This window comes from Rhodococcus aetherivorans (genome assembly GCF_011058165.1).
GTDB classification, from domain to species: domain Bacteria; phylum Actinomycetota; class Actinomycetes; order Mycobacteriales; family Mycobacteriaceae; genus Rhodococcus; species Rhodococcus aetherivorans.
On record NZ_JAALEG010000080.1, the window covers coordinates 11,764 to 29,229 of the forward strand.

General features: G+C 71.5%; 16 protein-coding genes and 1 pseudogene. 7 read left to right on the forward strand and 10 right to left on the reverse strand.

Going from position 1 to position 17,466, the window contains the following annotated elements:
- Positions 1-258: 258 nt before the first annotated feature.
- On the reverse strand, positions 259-1,308 hold the full coding sequence (locus G6039_RS23870) for a cation diffusion facilitator family transporter (RefSeq protein ID WP_006945836.1): 1,050 nt from the start codon (positions 1,306-1,308) through the stop codon (positions 259-261).
- A complete protein-coding gene (locus G6039_RS23875; RefSeq protein WP_029544759.1) occupies positions 1,305-1,727 on the reverse strand; it encodes an ArsR/SmtB family transcription factor in 423 nt (140 codons plus the stop codon). The genes G6039_RS23870 and G6039_RS23875 overlap by 4 nt, the downstream gene beginning before the upstream one ends.
- Positions 1,728-2,118: 391 nt before the next feature.
- Here G6039_RS23875 and G6039_RS23880 point away from each other — a divergent pair, with 391 nt between their 5' ends.
- Positions 2,119-2,826 carry a ScbR family autoregulator-binding transcription factor gene (locus G6039_RS23880; protein WP_037201809.1) on the forward strand — a complete coding sequence of 236 codons (708 nt, stop codon included), beginning with the start codon at positions 2,119-2,121 and terminating at the stop codon, positions 2,824-2,826.
- A 10-nt stretch (positions 2,827-2,836) separates the two neighbouring features.
- Here the strand turns inward: G6039_RS23880 and G6039_RS23885 are convergent, their stop codons facing one another.
- Positions 2,837-3,433: a dihydrofolate reductase family protein gene (locus G6039_RS23885; protein WP_006945830.1), complete on the reverse strand. Its 597-nt coding sequence runs from the start codon at positions 3,431-3,433 to the stop codon at positions 2,837-2,839.
- Positions 3,434-3,703: 270 nt separating this feature from the next.
- On the opposite strand from G6039_RS23885, the gene G6039_RS23890 reads away from it, so the two are divergent.
- Genes G6039_RS23890 through G6039_RS23910 form a run of 5 tightly spaced genes read left to right on the forward strand, consistent with a single transcriptional unit; the run spans position 3,704 to position 11,958 of the window.
- Entirely contained in the window at positions 3,704-5,245 is a 1,542-nt protein-coding gene (locus tag G6039_RS23890; protein ID WP_006945826.1) for a multicopper oxidase family protein, read from the forward strand.
- A 10-nt stretch (positions 5,246-5,255) separates the two neighbouring features.
- Positions 5,256-6,173, forward strand: a complete 918-nt coding sequence (locus G6039_RS23895; RefSeq protein WP_029544763.1) for an ABC transporter ATP-binding protein — start codon at positions 5,256-5,258, stop codon at positions 6,171-6,173.
- Positions 6,170-7,753, forward strand: coding sequence for an ABC transporter permease (locus G6039_RS23900; protein ID WP_235194119.1), 1,584 nt, complete (start codon positions 6,170-6,172; stop codon positions 7,751-7,753). Before G6039_RS23895 ends, G6039_RS23900 begins: the two co-directional genes overlap by 4 nt.
- 60 nt (positions 7,754-7,813) lie before the next feature.
- On the forward strand, positions 7,814-9,937 hold the full coding sequence (locus G6039_RS23905; protein ID WP_006945823.1) for an MMPL family transporter: 2,124 nt from the start codon (positions 7,814-7,816) through the stop codon (positions 9,935-9,937).
- Positions 9,938-9,969: 32 nt separating this feature from the next.
- Entirely contained in the window at positions 9,970-11,958 is a 1,989-nt protein-coding gene (locus G6039_RS23910) for an SDR family oxidoreductase (protein ID WP_043802563.1), read from the forward strand.
- A 60-nt stretch (positions 11,959-12,018) separates the two neighbouring features.
- On the opposite strand, the gene G6039_RS23915 is transcribed toward G6039_RS23910, so the two are convergent.
- From G6039_RS23915 to G6039_RS23935, 5 genes are all read right to left on the reverse strand, one after another.
- A complete protein-coding gene (locus G6039_RS23915; protein WP_006945819.1) occupies positions 12,019-12,903 on the reverse strand; it encodes a sucrase ferredoxin in 885 nt (294 codons plus the stop codon).
- A 22-nt stretch (positions 12,904-12,925) separates the two neighbouring features.
- Complete coding sequence (locus tag G6039_RS23920; protein WP_006945818.1) at positions 12,926-13,501, reverse strand: YdeI/OmpD-associated family protein; 576 nt, start codon at positions 13,499-13,501, stop codon at positions 12,926-12,928.
- Between the two features lie 2 nt (positions 13,502-13,503).
- A complete protein-coding gene (locus G6039_RS23925) occupies positions 13,504-14,025 on the reverse strand; it encodes a hypothetical protein (protein ID WP_006945816.1) in 522 nt (173 codons plus the stop codon).
- A 271-nt stretch (positions 14,026-14,296) separates the two neighbouring features.
- The gene (locus G6039_RS23930; protein WP_029544765.1) at positions 14,297-14,764 is read right to left on the reverse strand and encodes a DIP1984 family protein; all 468 of its coding nucleotides are present in this window, start codon (positions 14,762-14,764) and stop codon (positions 14,297-14,299) included.
- A 29-nt stretch (positions 14,765-14,793) separates the two neighbouring features.
- The gene (locus G6039_RS23935) at positions 14,794-15,900 is read right to left on the reverse strand and encodes an HNH endonuclease (protein ID WP_006945810.1); all 1,107 of its coding nucleotides are present in this window, start codon (positions 15,898-15,900) and stop codon (positions 14,794-14,796) included.
- 32 nt (positions 15,901-15,932) lie between these two features.
- Between G6039_RS23935 and G6039_RS23940 the strand changes: the two genes are divergently transcribed.
- The gene (locus G6039_RS23940) at positions 15,933-16,235 is read left to right on the forward strand and encodes a nucleoside triphosphate pyrophosphohydrolase (RefSeq protein WP_006945808.1); all 303 of its coding nucleotides are present in this window, start codon (positions 15,933-15,935) and stop codon (positions 16,233-16,235) included.
- An 89-nt stretch (positions 16,236-16,324) separates the two neighbouring features.
- Here the strand turns inward: G6039_RS23940 and G6039_RS23945 are convergent, their stop codons facing one another.
- Positions 16,325-17,080, reverse strand: coding sequence for an alpha/beta fold hydrolase (locus G6039_RS23945; RefSeq protein ID WP_043802560.1), 756 nt, complete (start codon positions 17,078-17,080; stop codon positions 16,325-16,327).
- A 15-nt stretch (positions 17,081-17,095) separates the two neighbouring features.
- A pseudogene (locus G6039_RS23950) lies at positions 17,096-17,466 on the reverse strand (DNA polymerase Y family protein); the annotation flags it as partial.

A 17,466-nucleotide genomic window follows, 5' to 3' on the forward strand; every position in this document is an offset into this window, starting at 1 on the left:
CCTTCGGTTATGTGCTCTCGGCATGGAGACACCGGCCACGAATCGAATGTGACATCCGAGCCGGAAATCGTTGCCGCGGGCGGCCGAACCGAGGAGGACGAATATGCACGCGGCCGGCGGCAAGCCGATCGAACCACCGCGAAGAGGACACCATCGAGCACCTCATCGCCCGGGTTCGCGCCGGACAGGGCCGCCAGGCCGTCGAGGACTCGCCGAAGGAAGCCGCCGAACCCCACCGCTTGTTCCCTGGGTGGTCCGTCACCGCCGATGCGGTGAGGACTTGCCGGCGGCGACGGGGTTGTGCGCCGGATAGGCGTGGACGAGCGCAGTGGACAGTTTCGGCACCGCATGGGTGAGGGTGTGTTCGGCCTCGTGCGCCAACCGGTGCGCGTCGGCCAGGCTCGTGTCGGCATCGATGTCGAGTTCGACGTCGGCATGCAACCGGTGCCCGATCCACCGCATCCGCACACTGCGCACGCTGCGCACGCCGGGCTCTTCGGACAACGATCTTTCGGCGGCATCGACGAGTTCGGGATCGATCCCGTCCATCAACCGCCGGAACACATCCCGCACCGCGGTGCGCAGGACCACGAGGATCGCGACGGTGATGACCAGTCCGACGATCGGGTCGGCCAGCGGGAACCCGAGGGCCACGCCGCCGGCGCCGAGCAACACGGCCAGGGAGGTGAAACCGTCGGTGCGAGCATGCAGCCCGTCGGCGACCAGAGCGGCGGAGCCGATCCGGCGGCCGACGCGAATGCGGTAGAGCGCGACGAGTTCGTTGCCGACGAATCCGACGAGCCCGGCCAGGGCGACCCATCCGAGTTGCTGAATCGGGACGGGGTTGATCAGCCGACGCACCGCCTCGACCCCGGCGACCACCGCGGACAGGGTGATCATCGCGACCACGAACAGCCCGGCCAGGTCCTCGGCCCGCCCGAACCCGTAGGTGTAGCGACGGGTGGCGGCCCGGCGGCCGAGCGCGAACGCGATCCACAGCGGAATCGCCGTCAACGCGTCGGAGAAGTTGTGCACCGTGTCCGCGAACAGCGCGACCGACCCGGAGACGGCGACGACAGCCAACTGCGCGACCGCGGTGACAACCAGCGCGACCAGGCTGATCTTGACCGCCCGGATACCGATTTCGCTGGACTCGAGCGCGTCGTCGACACTGTCCGCCGCGTCGTGGCTGTGCGGAGCGAACACCTCCCGCACCGCGGCACCCCACCGGCCACCGCGTTCGTGCCCATGCCCACGACCGTGGCTGTGGCTGTGGGTGTGGGTTGGCGGTTTCGGCGCGTGGCTCATGCTCGGCCACCTTCCGTGCGTGCCGGTGCGGGATCGACGCCTCGCTCGGCATGCAGAATCCGCAGATCGTCGCCGGTGCGGTGATGACCGGGAACGCCGGGCCCGGCATGCTCGGCATTGAACACCGCGTCGGTCACCAGTTGGCGGACGTGATCGTTCTCCAACCGGTAAATCACCTGGGTGCCCTCCTTCCGAGTGCGCACCAGCCGCGCCATCCGCAGCTTCGCCAGATGTTGCGACACCGACGGGGCGGGCTTCCCCACATGCTCGGCAAGGTCGTTGACCGACAACTCTCGATCCACCAACGCCCACAACACCTGGACTCGAGTGGAATCGGCCAGCATACGGAAGACCTCGACCACGAGATCGACCTGATCGCTCGGCAACCGCCGCCGACATGAATCATTATCTGCATTCATACGCAGATAATATCCAATACGGGTGATGGACTCCACGGAAGCGCAAGACGCCTCTTGACAACTACCCTGCACAAGCGGACATCAACGGGCGCCGACAGATCGAGACCGACCAGCACCGAGGGCGCCGATCACGAGGTCGACCGCCCACCGACGCAGATGCACTAACGAAACCGGACGATTGGTTTTTCGATGGTACGCTGAGAGCGCCTCCAGGGACAGACCTCCGGGACGTGGCGTGCGCCGCGGCACGGACGGGCCTCTGGTTGCACCGCAGGGAGCGGAGGGTGAGGTTCCGTTCGGGCAGGCTCGGGGGGCCGGCCCGAACGGAACACCCCCGTCCGCACCTAGGTCACGCACGCTGTGGGGGCGGACAACGAAGCGAGGAGTGGTGATGCCCCGGGACTCCGTCGGTGCACCGACCGTCGAATCGGCAGCGGCCCCGGCCGACGCGAACGCGCCGGCCGCGGCTTCCCCTGCCGGGCGCCCGGCCCAGCAGCGCGCGATCCGGACACGACAACAGATCCTCCTCGCCGCCGCGCAGTTGTTCGCCGACAACGGCATCCACGGCACGGCCCTGGCAGAGGCCGCAGCCTCGGCCGAAGTGACCAAGGGCGCACTGACCTTCCACTTCCCCACCAAGGACGCCTTGGTCCAGGCGTTGATCACCGAACAGGAACAGCGCACCCTCGCCACGATCGGCGCGGTCCTGCACACCGACGCCCCGGCGCTCGAGCAGCTGGTCGCGCTCACCCATGCGCTGGGCCGGTTGTTCACCGAAGACCTGATCGTCCAGGCCGGATTGCGGCTGACCGGCGAATACGAACGCGCCGATCCCGAGGCGTACCGAGGCTGGATCACAGTGTTCGAGAGCCTGTTCCGACGCGCCGCAGCCGAAGGCGAGCTGAGCACCCGACTGCACCCGACAGCGCACGCCCGGTTCCTCGTCTCCGCCGTCGCCGGGGTGTATCTCCTGTCGATGGTCCTCGCCGGCCGCGCGGACCTCGAGGTCCGCCTCGACCAGATGTGGGAGCTGTTGCTGCCCGGCATCGTCCGTGCCGACCGGCACGACCGGATCCCGGTGATCCGCACAGCACGCTGACGCTTTTCTCCTACCCGTCGGCGACGGGGCGGTAGGTGCAGACGTGCACGCCCGTCCCGCTGGTGACCGTGGAGACCAGCGCGAGCGTGCGCTGCACACCGTCGCCCGGGAAGATCGTCTTTCCGCCGCCGAGGATCACCGGCTCGATCATGAGCCGCAGCTCGTCGACCAGCCCTTCGTGGAGCAGGGTCCGGACGAGAGTGGGGCTTCCCATGACCATCAGGTCGCCGCCGTCGGTCTCGTGCAGCTTCCGCACGGCTGCGACGACCTCGTCGCCGGGGATCAGCGTGGTGTTGTTCCACGTCAGATCCGCGTCCCGCAACGTCCGGGACACGACGTACTTCGGGACGGCGTTCATCCGATCCGCGAACGGGTCGCCCGCCCGCTCGGGCCACGCCGCGGCCATCGTCTGCCACGTGCGCCGCCCGAACAGCAGGGCCCCGGTACGGCCCATCGCCTCGTCGATGGCCGCCCCCATCACCTCCTCGTCGAAGAACGGGAACGACCAGCCGCCGTGGGCGAAGCCCCCGTCGGTGTCCTCCTCCGGTCCACCCGGCGCCTGCACGACGCCGTCCAGGCTCATGAACTCACTGACCACGATGCGCACGGGACTCGCTCCTGTTCCTCGACGGGGTGTACAGCGATACAGACCATCGCGTCACCCCGAAATCATCGCCTCTCCCGTCCCTCGTGCGCACCTTCGGCCTCGAACCGGGAGGAACTCGCGACGAGAAGGCGGTTCCCGCGGCATCGGCCGAGTAGCACGCCCGGCGACCGCCCGCTCGTCGCAGGAACCTCCCGTTCGGTCCGCCGAGTACCCAGGCGCGCCGGTCCCCTTCGGGGTTGTCCCCCATTCCGATTTCCGGTGTGCGCCCGGATGTGCCGCCGCGCCCGCCCCAGCAGTATCGATCTCGTGAAGCGGGTACTGCTGCAACTGTCCGGCGCCGTCGTCGCCGTGATCGTCCTCGTCACCGCGATTGCTGCCGGCGTCGTCGTGCACGCCTGGAACTCGACGGTGGTCGACACCACCGGGCAGGTCACCTTCGACCGTCCGCTGAACATCCCACCGCTCGCGGACAGCACGGTCACGCCCGACGGGGTCCGCGTGTTCGATCTGACCATGCAGCGCGGCACCACGGACATCGGTCGCGGTCCCGGTACCCGGACCTGGGGTGTCAACGGGTCGTACCTCGGGCCGACGCTGCGTGCCGGGCGCGGCGAGCAGGTGCGGGTGAACGTCACCAACGATCTCGGCGAGACCGGCACCCTGCACTGGCACGGCATGCACCTGCCGGCCGCGATGGACGGCGGCCCGCACCAGCCGATCGCCCCGGGGGCGACGTGGAGTCCGCAGTGGACGATCGACCAACCCGCCGCAACGCTGTGGTATCACCCGCACCCGCACGGCGCCACCGCCGACCACGTCTACCGCGGGGTCGCCGGGATGTTCCTGCTCGACGACCCGGCCGGCGGCCCGTCCCTCCCCGATCGATACGGGATCGACGACATCCCACTCGTGGTGCAGGACAAGCGGTTCGACGGCGACCAGCTCGACACCGGCGGGCCGATGTTCGCCGCCGTCGGTCTCCTCGGCGACGAGATCGTCGTCAACGGCACCCCGCGGCCCTACCTCGACGTCGCCACCGAGCGGATCCGACTGCGGCTGCTGAACGCCTCCAACGCCCGCGTCTACAACTTCTCCTTCGACGCCGGCCTGCCGTTCCTGCTCATCGGCACCGACGGCGGCCTGCTCGAACGTCCGGCGCCGATGCGCCGCATCCAACTCTCCCCCGGCGAGCGCGCCGAGATCGTCGTCGCGTTGCCCGCGGGCACGACGACCGTGCTCCGCAGCACGGCGCCGGACCTGGGCGCGGACTTCTGGCAGACCCGGTTCTCCGGCGGTGACGACGAGTTCGACGTCCTCGAACTGCGTGCCGCGCGGACCCTCGCGCCCAGCGCGCCGGTGCCCGGGGAACCGACCACCCCCGAGGATCTCGGCACACCCACCGTCACGCGACGCATCGATCTCACCGGCTCCGGCACCATCGACGGCCGCGAAATGGACATGGCGCGCCTCGACCAGACCGTCGCCGCCGGCGCCACGGAGGTGTGGGAGGTCCGCAACAGCAGCGGCGCGATCCACAACTTCCACATCCACGGCACGAGCTTCCGCGTCCTCGGCGACGGCCATCCCGCGCTGTCCGGCCCGAAGGACACCGTATACATCGCGCCGGGGCACACCGTCCGGCTGCTGATGCGGTTCGCCGGCCGCCCCGGCCCGGCGACGCCGTACATGTACCACTGTCACCTGCTCCGGCACGAGGACAACGGCATGATGGGACAGTTCGTCGTCGTTGCCCCGGGCGAGGAGCCGAACGTGCCGCACGAACCGGCCGCCCACACCGCAGTCCACGAGTAGCGTGCGTCCCATGACGTCCGCGATCCGGATCGAGGGACTGGTCAAGCGATTCGGACGATTCACCGCGCTCGACGACCTCGATCTCGAGGTCGCCACCGGCGAGGTGCACGGCTTCCTCGGCCCCAACGGCGCCGGCAAGTCCACCACGCTGCGGGTCCTGCTGGGACTGCTCCGCCCGGACGCCGGGCACGTCGAACTGCTCGGCGGCGACCCCTGGCGCGACGTGGTGAGCCTGCACCGGCGGCTCGCCTACGTGCCCGGCGACGTGAGCCTGTGGCCCGGCATGACCGGCGGCGAGGCCGTCGACCTGCTCGGCCGGTTACGCGGCGGGCTCGACCGGCGCCGCCGCGCGGACCTGCTCGACCGGTTCGAACTCGATCCGACCAAGCGCGGCCGCACCTATTCGAAGGGCAACCGGCAGAAGGTCGCGCTCGTCGCGGCGCTGGCCTCGGACGTGGAGTTGTTGCTGCTCGACGAGCCGACCGCGGGGCTCGATCCGCTCATGTCCGCGGTGTTCCACGACGAGATCGCCCGGGAGAAGCAGCGCGGGCGAACGGTCCTGCTGTCGAGTCACATTCTCAGCGAGGTCGAGGCGCTCGCCGACCGGATGAGCATCATCCGCGACGGCCGGGTCGTCGAGACCGGCACCCTCGAGGACATGCGCGCGGACCTGCGGTCCACCATCGACGCGGTCCTCGCCGCGCCCGTGACCGACCCGACGGCGCTGACGGCGCTGCCCGGGATCCACGACGTGCGGATCGACGGCCCGCGCGTGCACTGCGCGGTCGAGCACGGCCGCGCCGGCCCGGTGCTCGCCGCGCTGGGCCGCTACGACATCCGCAGCGTCACCGTCTCGCCGCCGTCGCTCGAGGAGCTGTTCCTGCGGCACTATCACCGGCACGGCCGGGACGGGCAGGCCCCGACGTGACGGCATCGTTGACGGGGATGCGGCCGCTGCTGCGGGCCACCGCCGAGCAGGACCGCGGCAACGTCGCGCCGTGGATCGTGCTCATCACGGCGCTGTCGGTGTCGTCGGTCCTCGCCTACGGCTGGGTGTTCCCGGACGCGGCGAGCCGGCGCACCCTCGATGCCACGCTCGGCGCGAACCCGGCTCTGCGGGTCGTGTTCGGTCCGGCTCGCGACCTGACGTACGCGGACGGGTTCAACGCGTGGCGGGCCGGGGCGCTCGGCGCGTTCTTCGCGGCCCTGATGGCGATCCTGGCCGTCACCCGCAACAGCCGCGCGCACGAGGATTCGGGCCAGGCCGAGCTCATCGCCTCCGGCGTCGTCGGCCGCCAAGCCCGGCTGGCGACGACCGTCGCCTGGGCGGCGCTGGCCTCCGTCGCGCTCGGTGTCGTCTGCGCGGGCGCAACGATCCTCGTCGGCGGCGGTGTCGCCAACTCGATCACGCTGGCCGCGACGTTCACCGCGTCCGGGCTGGTGTTCGGCGCCCTCGCGGCGGTCACCGCCCAGCTCGGCTCCTACGCCCCCACTGCCAATACCCTCGCGATCGGGATCCTCGGAGCCTGCCTGCTGATCCGCGCCTACGTCGACGTGACCACTCCGGACGGACGGGCGATCTGGACGACCCCGCTCGGCTGGGTGCAGCAGGTCCGTCCCGCGTCGGGAAACGACTGGTGGCCGCTGGCGGCCTGCCTGACGCTGACGGCGGTGCTGCTGCTGGTCGCGTTCGTCGTACAGGCGCGACGGGACTTCGGAGTCGGCGTGATCGCGCCGTCACCCGGGCCTGCGGAGGGCGGCGCGGGGACGAGCGTGTGGGGCCTGGCGCTGCGGCTGCACCGCGGTGCGCTCGCTGCGTGGGCGACGGTGTTCGTGGCGCTCGGGGTGGTGTTCGGATTCATGTCCACCACGTTCGCCGATGTCTTCGCCGACAATCCGGCGCTCGGATCGTTGCTCGGGAGCGGCCGCGGCTCGCTCGTGTTCGGTTTCGTGGTGACGATGCTGCAGCTGATGGGCATCGTCGCCGCGGTGTTCGGGGTCCAGGTGATGATGCGGCTGCGCGCCGAGGAACTGGCGCTGCGGGTCGAACCGGTGCTGGCCGGGGCGCTGACCCGGACCCGGTACTTCGCGTCGCACGCCGGGATCGCGCTGCTCGCCCCCGCGGCGGCGCTGCTCGTGGGCGCGACGCTGTTCGCGTACGTCTCGTCGGCGCGGGGTGGACAGATTCCGGCCGGGGATCTGATCCGGCAGGCGCTCGTGACGATTCCGGCGGTGTGGGTGCTGGTCGGGCTGGCGGTCGCGGTGATCGGCGCCCGGCCCCAGGCGCGGATGCTCGGCTGGCTCGGTGTGGTCGCCGCATTCGCGCTGACGATCCTGGGGCCGCTGTTCCGGTTGTGGAACTGGATCCTGGGGATCAGTCCGTTCCGGCACGTGCCGGTGGTGACGGCGGCGCCGCCGCAGTGGCTCGGGTTCGCCGTGCTCACCGCCGTGGCCGCGCTGTTCGTCGCGGCGGGGTTCGCGGGGTTCCGGCGCCGGGACGTCGGCTGAGGACCGGACGCCACTACAGTCGCGGAGCATCGGGTCGTCACCGCGAACGGAGCACACCACATGAACCGTTGGTCCACATTCGTCGTCGACCGGCGCTGGTGGGTGCTCGGCTTGGCCGTCCTCGTCGTCGTGCTCGCCGGGGTCTGGGGCACCGGGGTGTTCGGCCGGCTCTCGCAGGGCGGGTTCTACGACCCCGGCAGCGAATCGGCCGAGGTGCAGCGCATCGTGGACGACAACTTCGGTCCGCAGACCGCCGACATCATCGCGATCTACACCCCGCCGCCCGGGCGCACCGTCGCCGACATCGGACCCGAGGTGACCGCGGTGCTCGACCGGTTCGCCGCCGAGGTTCCCACCCATGCGGTCGACTCCTACTGGTCGGCCGCGCCGCCGGCGAAGCAGCTGCTGCTGGCGAAGGACGGCGGCAGCGCGGCGGCGGCCGTCACCCTCGAGCCCGGCTCGGAGATCACCGTCACCACGTTCCAGGGCCTGCTGCCGAAGCTCGAGGTCCCCGGCGTCGACGCGCAGTTCGCGGGGAACTCGGTCGTCGGCGTCGCATTCACCACCCGGCTCGAGCGCGACCTGTTGTTCGCGGAGGCGATTGCGCTGCCGGTGACGTTGGTGCTGCTGGTGTTCATCTTCGGCGGTCTCGTCGCGGCGGCGGTCCCGGTGTTCGTCGGGGTCCTCGCCGTCCTCAGTGCCCTCGCCACGCTGCGCCTGCTCACGATGTACACCGACGTGAGCTCCTTCGCGCTGAACGTCACGTCCCTCATCGGGCTGGGCCTGGCGATCGACTACGGGCTGTTCATCGTCAGCCGCTTCCGGGAGGAACTCGACTCGGGTGCCGACCCGGCGACCGCGACCCGTCGCACCGTGCTCACCGCGGGCCGCACGGTGCTGTTCTCGGGGCTGCTGCTGATGTGCGCGTTCGCCGGAATGCTCGTCTTCCCGCAGGCGCTGCTGCGCTCGCTGGGCCTCGGCGCGATCGCCGCGGTGCTCAGTGCGGCGGTGCTCTCGCTCACCGCGATCCCCGCGCTGCTGGCGATACTCGGGCACCGCATCAACGCACTGACGTGGCGGGAGGGCGCGGCGCGGCGGGGCGAGGCCCGGGCCCGGCGCTTCTGGGGGGCGGTGGTGACGAAGGTGATGCGCCGGCCGGCGCTGGTCGCGGTGACCATCACCGCCGGCCTGCTGCTGCTCGCCACGCCGCTGTTGCGCGCCTCCTTCGGGGAGATCGAGTACACGGCCTTGCCGGCGGGCGACCCGGCGCGTGCCGCCACCCAGACGCTGCTCGACGAATTCCCCTCCACCGGCAACGGCGTCACGCTCGTGCTGAGGGGTGACGAGGGCTCCGGGCCCGCCCCGGCCGTGGTCACGTCGGTGTCCCGCGCGGCGGCGGACGTGGACGGCGTCGCGCAGACCGTCACCGTCGCCTCGCGGAACGACGTCGTGGTGCTGCAGGCGCTGTACGCACAGGGCGTGGAGGAGACGCCGCGGGCCGGCGAGATCGTCCGGGAACTGCGGGATCTGCCGCCCCCGCCGGGCACCGACCTGCTCGTCGGTGGCGGCCGGGCGATGGTCGACGACAGCAACGCCGCGATAGCGCGGTCGATGCCGGCAATGATCGCGATCATGGTGCTCTCGACCCTCGTGCTGCTGTTCCTGGCATTCGGGTCCGTGGTGCTGCCGCTCAAGGCGGTGGCGATGGCGGGCCTGAGCCTGGCGGCCACGTTCGGCGTGCTCACCTGGGTGTTCCAGCTCGGGAACGGAGCGGAGTTGCTCGGCGTGACCCCCAGCCCGCTGGAGCCGAGCTTCGTGGTGCTGATCCTGGCGGTGGTGTTCGGCCTGTCCACCGACTACGAGGTGTTCCTCATGTCGCGCATGGTGGAGGCACGGGCCGCCGGGGCGAGCACGGAGGAGGCGGTGCGGTTCGGCACCGAACGCACCGGCCGGGTGGTGACCTCGGCGGCGCTGCTGCTGATCGTGGTGACCGGCGCCTTCACGATCTCGGGCCTGTCGATCATGCGGTTCCTGGGTGTGGGGATGATCCTCGCGCTGATCATCGACGCGACGGTGGTGCGGATGCTGCTGGTGCCGTCGCTGGTCAAGCTGATGGGCGAGGCGAACTGGTGGGCGCCGGCGTGGATGAAGCGGGTGCACGCGAAGGTCGGCATCGGACACTAGAATCCGTTCTTACCTTGCAGTAGGTTCGGGCCATGGCCACGTACCTCGTCACGGGCGGCACCGGCTTCCTCGGCACGCACGTGCTCGGGCGACTGCTCGCGACCCACCCGGACGCCGACGTCCATGTGCTGGTCCGGCCGGCGTCGCTGCCGAAGTTCGAGGCCCTCTCCGCGCGCCTGGAGGGTGGGACCCGGCTGCACCCGCTGCTCGGCGATCTCACCGAGCCGGGACTCGGACTCGAGGCCGCGACGATTCCGCCGGCCGAGCACGTCCTGCACCTCGGCGCCATCTACGACCTCACCGCCGGAGAGGAGCAGGCCACCACGAACGTGGCGGGCACCCGCGCGGTGATCGCCCTCGCGGAGAAGCTGGGCGCGACCCTGCACCACGTCTCGTCCGTGGCCGTCGCCGGTGATCACCGCGGCACGTTCGCCGAGGACGACCTCGACCTGGGCCAGCACTTCCCGTCGCCCTACCACCGCACCAAGTTCGAGGCCGAGAAGGCGGTCCGGGCGAGCCGGGTGCGCCGGCGCATCTACCGGCCGTCCGCGATCGTGGGCAGCTCCACCACCGGCGAGATCGACAAGATCGACGGCCCCTACTACTTCTTTCCCGCCCTGGCCGCGCTGGCGGCGCTGCCGTCGCGGCTGCCGCTGGTCCTGCCCGACCTCGGCGACACCAACCTGGTGCCGGTCGACTACGTCGCGGCCGCGATCGTCGAACTGATGCATCGTCCCGGACTGGACGGGCGCACCTTCCACCTCGTCTCCCGCCCGCAACCGGTCCGCGAGGTGTTCGCGGCGCTGGCCGCGGCGGCCGGGGCCCCCGTTCCCGTCGCCGGCGTGCCCGGCGCGCTGGCACGTCCGCTGTTGTCGATCACCGCGCTTCCCGGCCTGAAGACCGCCCGACGCCTCGCACTGCGACGGACGGGCATCCCACCGGTCGTGTTCGGCCAGCTGACCTTCCCGAGCCGGTTCGCCGACCGCAGCACCCGGGAAGCCCTGCGCGGCAGCGGCATCACGCTGCCCGAGTTCGCCGGCTACGCCCCCGTGCTGTGGCGCTACTGGCGCGAGCACCTCGACCCCGGCCGTGCCCGCCGCGACGATCCGCGTGGACCGCTCGTGGGACGGCACGTGCTGATCACCGGTGCCTCCTCGGGGATCGGACGGGCGAGCGCGATCGCCGCGGCCCGCGAGGGTGCCGTGGTCTTCGCCCTCGCCCGTCGCGCCGAGGCACTCGACGCAGTCGTCGCCGCGATCCGCGCGGGCGGCGGCAGCGCGTACGCGTATCCGTGTGACCTCACCGACCCGGCGGCGGTGGAACGCACCGTGCAGGCGGTCCTCGCCGAGCACGACCACGTCGACATGCTCGTCAACAACGCGGGACGCTCCATCCGGCGCGGGCTGTACCACTCGACGGACCGGCTGCACGACTTCGAACGCACCATGGCGGTCAACTACTTCGGTGCGGTGCGGTTGACCCTGGCCCTGGTGCCGCACATGCGCGCACGGCGGTTCGGGCACATCGTGAACATCAGCACCGCCGGGGTGCAGGCCCGCACCCCGCGATACGCCGCGTACATCGCCTCGAAGTCCGCGCTCGAGGGGTTCGCCGACGTCGCCGCCTCCGAAACCCGGGACGACGGAATCACTTTCACCACCATTCACATGCCGCTCGTGCGCACCCCCATGATCGAGCCCAGCGGGGCGTACAACCCGGGTCCGGCGATCAGCCCGGAGGACGCCGCGCGGATGGTGGTCCGGGCCCTCGTCGAACGGCCCAAACGCATCGACGTGCCGATCGGCACCCTCGGCGAGCTCGGCGGCATCTTCGCGCCGGGCCTGCGGGACCGGATGTTCTCGCTCTACTACCACGCCTACCCCGACGCGCCCGCCGCGCGCGGCGAGCAGTGCGCCTCCGCCGACGCACCCCCGCAGCCGCGGGCGCTGCCCCGTCCGGCGCTGCCGAACCCTGCGGTGCTGCGCCGGATCGGCCGGCTACTGCCCGGCGTGCACTGGTGAGGCGGCTGCGCCGCCGGTGTGTCCTTCGGGCGGTCCCGGCCGCCCGAAGGACACACCGCACTAGAGCGCAGTTGTCTCCGTCGCCATCAGCGGTCGCACCGGCTTCGGATCGGCGCCGCAGCTGACCGGACGCGGCGGCAACTGCCGGGTCTCGACCTGCACGCGCCAGCGGCGACCGTCGCGGTGCCGCACCACCGTTCCGGCGTCGCCCTCGTCGACGACGAGCGCGTCCGCATCCGCGGGCACCTGCCCCCGCACCGCGATCTCGGCGACCTGCCCGGCCGCGGACCAGCTGCTGCGCCCCCGCAACCCCGGCAGATACACCTCGCCGCGAGCGGCGGCCGCCACGGCGTCCCGGCTCTGCGCGACGTCGAGCCGGCCGTAGGTGTAGCCCGTGGGCAGCAGGATCAGCGACGGGGCGAAGCGGTGCCCGCCGGTGTGCGAACACTCCCACACGTCGTCGCCGAACTCCGCAGCCAGCGCCGCCGCCACGGGGCGCCCCAGCACGGCACAGCACCGGTCCCGTTTGCCGTGGGCGCACACCAGCGCGACGGGCCGGTCCTGCGCACGGCCGAGGCCGGGCGCCGGGCCGGCGACGATGCGCGGGATCAGGTCGAGCAGTTCCTTCGGCTCCCCGACCTCCAGCCGCTCGCACCAGCTGCCGCCCGGATCGGAGCGGGCCAGGAGCACGGTGCGGCCGTCGCCGCGGCGGGCGGTGTCACGACCGGGCCGCCGGACGAACAGGAACCGCACTCCGACGGCGTCGGCCGCGGCCGAGATCTCGCCGGCGAGGCCGGGGCCGAGAGCGGTGCCGTCGAGGACGTCGCGCCCCCAGCCGGACGGCATCTCGAGGCACACCCAGCCGGGGGCGGTCGCCGCGGTGCCGGGCAGGGGCTCGTCCAGCGCGGAGGCCGCCGAGCAGGCAGGAGGAAAGGCAAGGCTCACCCGCCCATTGTGTCCGTCCGGGCTAGTCGTGGAAGCGACGGCCCTCCGCGAGCTGCTGCACGAAGGCCTCGATGCGGCGTGCCCGGGTCTCCGGGCGCTTCGCGGCCTGCAGCCGGTACACGATCGCGTACCGGTTGCGGCCGTCGAGCGTGTCGTAGAAGGCCTGCGCCGCGGGATTGCCCGCGAGGGCGTCGAGGAAGTCCTGCGGCACCTGCGCGGTCGCCTGGCCGGCGTAGGCGCGCTCCCAGCGGCCGTCGGCGCGGGCGCGGGCGACCTCGGCGGCCCCGGCCGGCGCGAGCCGGCCCTCTGCCTCGAACCGTTCGGCGAGCGCCCGGTTACGCTGCGACCAGGGGCTGCGGGCCCGGCGCGGAGTGATGCGCTGCAGCCGGAAGTCGTCGTCGAGCCTGCGTGCCTGACTGTCGATCCAGCCGTGGCACAGCAGTTCCTCGACCACCTCGGCGTAGGTCACCGACGGATGCGCCGATCCCTTCTTGGCGAGCTTGACCCAGATGCCGGGCGAGTCCGTGTGGTGCTCACGCAGCCAGGCGGCGAAGGACTCCCGGTCCGGGAAGTACTCGACGGGCAGCTCGTCGGCCATGATCATCTCCCCAGCCGGCGCAGGCCCGCCCGCGTCCCCAGGCCCAGGAAGCCCTGGGACAGGTAGGCGAGAGAGCCGAGCGCGAGCACCCACTTGACGGTGCTGACCGTCGTCGCCACCCGGACGGTGGTGTCGGTGATGCGGTCACGGTGGTCGAGCAGATACAGGCCCGCGGCGTTCTCGACGTAGTCCGCCGCCGCGGCCACCGCCGGAGCGACGGCGAGGACCCGGCGGGTGTGCGCGGGCACGGGCCGGTGCTCGGCGAGCGATCGCGCACCGGCCTGCAGTGCGATGGCAAAGATCAAGGGATGCACCAGATCCCAGTAATAGTGCCGGCGATACCGCGGGGCGGTGTCCGCGTCGAGTCCGTCGAGAACGTTGCGGTATGTCGCCGCGGAGAAGGCGGCCTGGATCCGTCCCACCGCCGGCGCGGCGGGGCCGAGCACGCGGGCGATGTTCGCCTGCGACACCACGAATACCGCGGCGGCGGCCAACAGTCGACGGTCGGACGCGGTCCATGTCATGCGGCGATCCTAGCGGCTGCGCCGCAGCGCGAGCGCCCTGTCGGGCCGACAACTCGTGGGTGCCCCGTTCCCGCCCTCCCCGATCCGGATCAGCACGTGGTGATGAACTGTGCCGGCGTGCACCGTGCCCTCGTGCGTCGTGCAGGGCTGCCCTGTGTGCGGGAGTCGAACCCGCGGCGCTGCCCTCCGCGCGCCTGAGGATACAAAAAGGTCGATTCACCGCGACCCACGGCGTGTGCTCGCTTCCGATTCGGGTACCCGCTGCCCACGATCACTCGTCGATCAGATCAACCTCCCAGTTCACGCGCTGGATCTCCATGTCCACCTGCCGGATCCGGCGGGCCAGGTCGTCGGTGGTGCGCCGCAGGTCCCGGACCGACAGCGCCGAGACGTATGCCAGTTCGGACCGGAGTTGTCGCCCGTATCGGTCCCTGCTGCCCGAGGCCGCGTCCGCGGCCGCGGTCAGCGCACGGTGCCGGGCCTGCAAGGCGTCCCGTTCGGCCAGCGCGTCGGTGAGCGTGCGGTCGCCGACGCGGGTGGCGGTGTTCGTCTTGTTGATCCGAGCGATCAGCAGCGCATGCCGATCGATGGCGTCGGTGAGTTGGTCGAGGAGCTCGCCGGCATTCTCGGCGGGCTCCTCACCCTCCTGGTACCGGGCGTTGGCCACGATCCGGGTGCCGAGCTGCTCGATCCGCCGTTTCAGCTCGCCTCGCTCGGCGAGTGCCTCTGCCAACCGCATGGCGTCGAATCGTAGACGACCGGTCGTGTTCATGTGAACCCGGTTTCCGGCACCGTCGAGACCACCCAGCCGGGCGGAAATACCGTGTCCCACGTTCCGGTCCGCGAACGGCCCTGCCACGTCGGCGTGCCCGGGGGTGAGCTGCGGTACAGGCCGCGCGCGGCGGCAAGAGTGCGGTCGTACTGAGTCGGCCAACCGATGTCGGCGGCGAGCTGCTCGAGGACGGTGCGATCTCGGCTCAACGCCCGCTCGGTGTGCGCCAACGCGGGCAGCGAATCCCGCTTGTCGGTGTTGCAACCTCCGCAGGCGAGTACGAGATTGGCCAGCCCGTCGAGAGGCACCCGGGACCACGGTAGCACGTGGTCAACCGGATTTCCATCGGAAAGGCTTGTCGCACAATAGAAACACTGCGTTCCGAAGGCCTCGCGCAGCGCCACGCGCGGCTTCGCGAGCGAGACGCGGTCGCGGCCGAACAGGTGCCCCGCGATGTCGGGAACGTCCTCGTCGAGAAAGGCGTTGTAGCGGCGCACGTCCTGAACCCACAGGATCTCCAGTGTCGGGGTGAGCAGACCGGACAGGCGGGCCAGCGCCGCCGCGACCCCCGGAAACAGGCGGATTACGCCACCGTGCCGGGCAATCGCCGCTCGGGTGATTCCGGAGTGCAACCAGGAGTCGTCGTAGAGGAACGGTTCGCCACGTCCGCCCGGTAGCCGCTGCAGCCGGTACAGCGGTTGCTGCGCCAGTGTGAGTGCGACCTCCGCGACAGCCTCGCGGTACAAGTCGGGCATCCGCAGCCTCGCGATGGACAGGCCGACCACCCCGCCGGCGTTCGCCGCACCGCGCAGCACCTCCACCGCCGTCAGGATCCGAGCCTTCGGCTGCGAGGACTGGCGCAACCGGTGCCCGTCGAACGGACGGACCTGGGGCCAGTACAGGTCGATCACCCGCTCGGCCAGGGCGTCGATCGGCACGTCGAGTGCCGCAGCCGGGTCCGCCGGCAGATGTTCGACGCAGAAGCCGACAAGTGCCGAAAGGGTCGCAAGCTTGTAAGTGGCGGTCCGGGCACCGGTCTCGAGGACGGCGACGACGCGCTGACCGAGCGCGAGGGCGTCCGTGGGTGGTCCGGTACCGTCCACCCCGCCACGGTAGCGCAGCGGGAGGAATCATGATGGGCAAGCTGGTCCGCGACCGGATTCCCGACATCATCGAGGCCGACGGCCGGGTGGCGCGCACCCGTGTACTCGATCGGGACGAGTACCGCAGCGCCCTGCTCGACAAGCTGGTCGAGGAAGCACACGAGCTGCGGGAGGCGCACAACGGCGACGAGCGGCTCGGCGAACTCGCCGACGTGCACGAGGTGTTCACGTCCCTGCTCGCCGCGTTCGGGATCGCCGCCGAGGAGGTGGCTGCCGCGGCCACCGCCAAGCGCGCCGAGCGCGGCGGCTTCGATCGCCGCATCTGGCTGGAATAGCGTCGGTACACCGGCAACAGGTTCCGGACGGCGACAACCGTCTCGACGGTTGTCGCCGTCCGGAAGCTCTGTCGTGGCGGAACGAGTGCTCAGGTGAGGAAGGGCAGCACGGCGGCCTCGAACTCGCGGTGCCGATCGCGGTGGATGCTGTGGCCGCAGGTGAAGTCGTGGACCGCGACGTCGCCTAGGACGTCCACAGCGGCCTCGAGCCGGGCCGGATCGACCATGCTGCCCGGCCCGCCCCGCAGGATCATCGTCGGTGCGGTGATCCGCGGAAGATGTTCCCACCACCGCGGATTCGGCGCGCGGAACTGGGTGAGCGCCGAGCCGGTCATGGAGCGGTCGAAGGCGAACGTCGCGCGCGGATTGCGCAGCAGGCTCGTCGAGGCGTGCCACAGCTCGGCCGGCGACGGCAGGCGCCCGCCGAGCACCTGAGGCGGATCGCCCGGGCGCAGCGGCAGCGGCGCCTCCTCGAGCACCAGGCGCCGCACCAGGCCCGGGCGCTGCTGCGCGACGAGGGATCCGGTGTGCCCGCCGAGGGAATGCCCGACGAGGTCGACCGTCTCGAGGCCCAGGTGTTCGCAGAGCCCGAGCACGTCGGCGCCGAACTCGTCGAAGCGGTAGGACGCGGCGCGGGCGCTGCGCCCGTGGCCGCGCAGGTCCACCGCGACGACCCGCCGGCCGGCCGCGAGCAGGGACCGGGCGAACCGGTCCCACGTGCGTCCGTCGCCGCCCATCCCGTGCACCAGCATCACCGGCACCGGGTGGTGGCCCGTCCTGGGAGCCGAATCCCGGTAGGCGATCGCCACACCGTTCGGCGCGGCCGTCAGCACACTGGTCTCCACGTCAACCGAGGGTACTCACTCGTAGACGCCCTCCACATGCCAGCGGTCGTCGACGTGGATCACCAGCAGGGCCCGGGACTCCTCGAGCCGCACCTGCAGCCGCGCCGCCGCCCGCGCCGCGGCCGGGTCCCACCAGTACTCGTCCACCGGCCACGGCCCGGCCCAGGCGTGCACCCGCCAGCTGCGGCTGCCCCAGCTCAGCCGGGTGGGATCGCCGCTGAGCAGACCGCGCTCGGTCACCGTCACCGGGGTGCCCGACGCGTCCTCGAGCGCGATCGGGGGCAGGGTGGTGAGCACCACCGCCGGGGCGGGCGGGGGCAGCCGACCCGGCCACGGCGCCGACGGATCCGTCGCCGGCACCCGCTCCTCCCCCAGCGGCACGAGGG

Coding starts and splice junctions, on each gene's coding strand:
- G6039_RS23870 (WP_006945836.1), bottom strand. CDS start 1,308: ATGAGCCACGCGCCGAAACCGCCAACCCACACCCACAGCCACAGCCAC.
- G6039_RS23875 (WP_029544759.1), bottom strand. CDS start 1,727: ATGAATGCAGATAATGATTCATGTCGGCGGCGGTTGCCGAGCGATCAG.
- G6039_RS23880 (WP_037201809.1), top strand. CDS start 2,119: ATGCCCCGGGACTCCGTCGGTGCACCGACCGTCGAATCGGCAGCGGCC.
- G6039_RS23890 (WP_006945826.1), top strand. CDS start 3,704: ATGTGCCGCCGCGCCCGCCCCAGCAGTATCGATCTCGTGAAGCGGGTA.
- G6039_RS23895 (WP_029544763.1), top strand. CDS start 5,256: ATGACGTCCGCGATCCGGATCGAGGGACTGGTCAAGCGATTCGGACGA.
- G6039_RS23905 (WP_006945823.1), top strand. CDS start 7,814: ATGAACCGTTGGTCCACATTCGTCGTCGACCGGCGCTGGTGGGTGCTC.
- G6039_RS23910 (WP_043802563.1), top strand. CDS start 9,970: ATGGCCACGTACCTCGTCACGGGCGGCACCGGCTTCCTCGGCACGCAC.
- G6039_RS23920 (WP_006945818.1), bottom strand. CDS start 13,501: ATGGCCGACGAGCTGCCCGTCGAGTACTTCCCGGACCGGGAGTCCTTC.
- G6039_RS23925 (WP_006945816.1), bottom strand. CDS start 14,025: ATGACATGGACCGCGTCCGACCGTCGACTGTTGGCCGCCGCCGCGGTA.
- G6039_RS23930 (WP_029544765.1), bottom strand. CDS start 14,764: ATGCGGTTGGCAGAGGCACTCGCCGAGCGAGGCGAGCTGAAACGGCGG.
- G6039_RS23940 (WP_006945808.1), top strand. CDS start 15,933: ATGGGCAAGCTGGTCCGCGACCGGATTCCCGACATCATCGAGGCCGAC.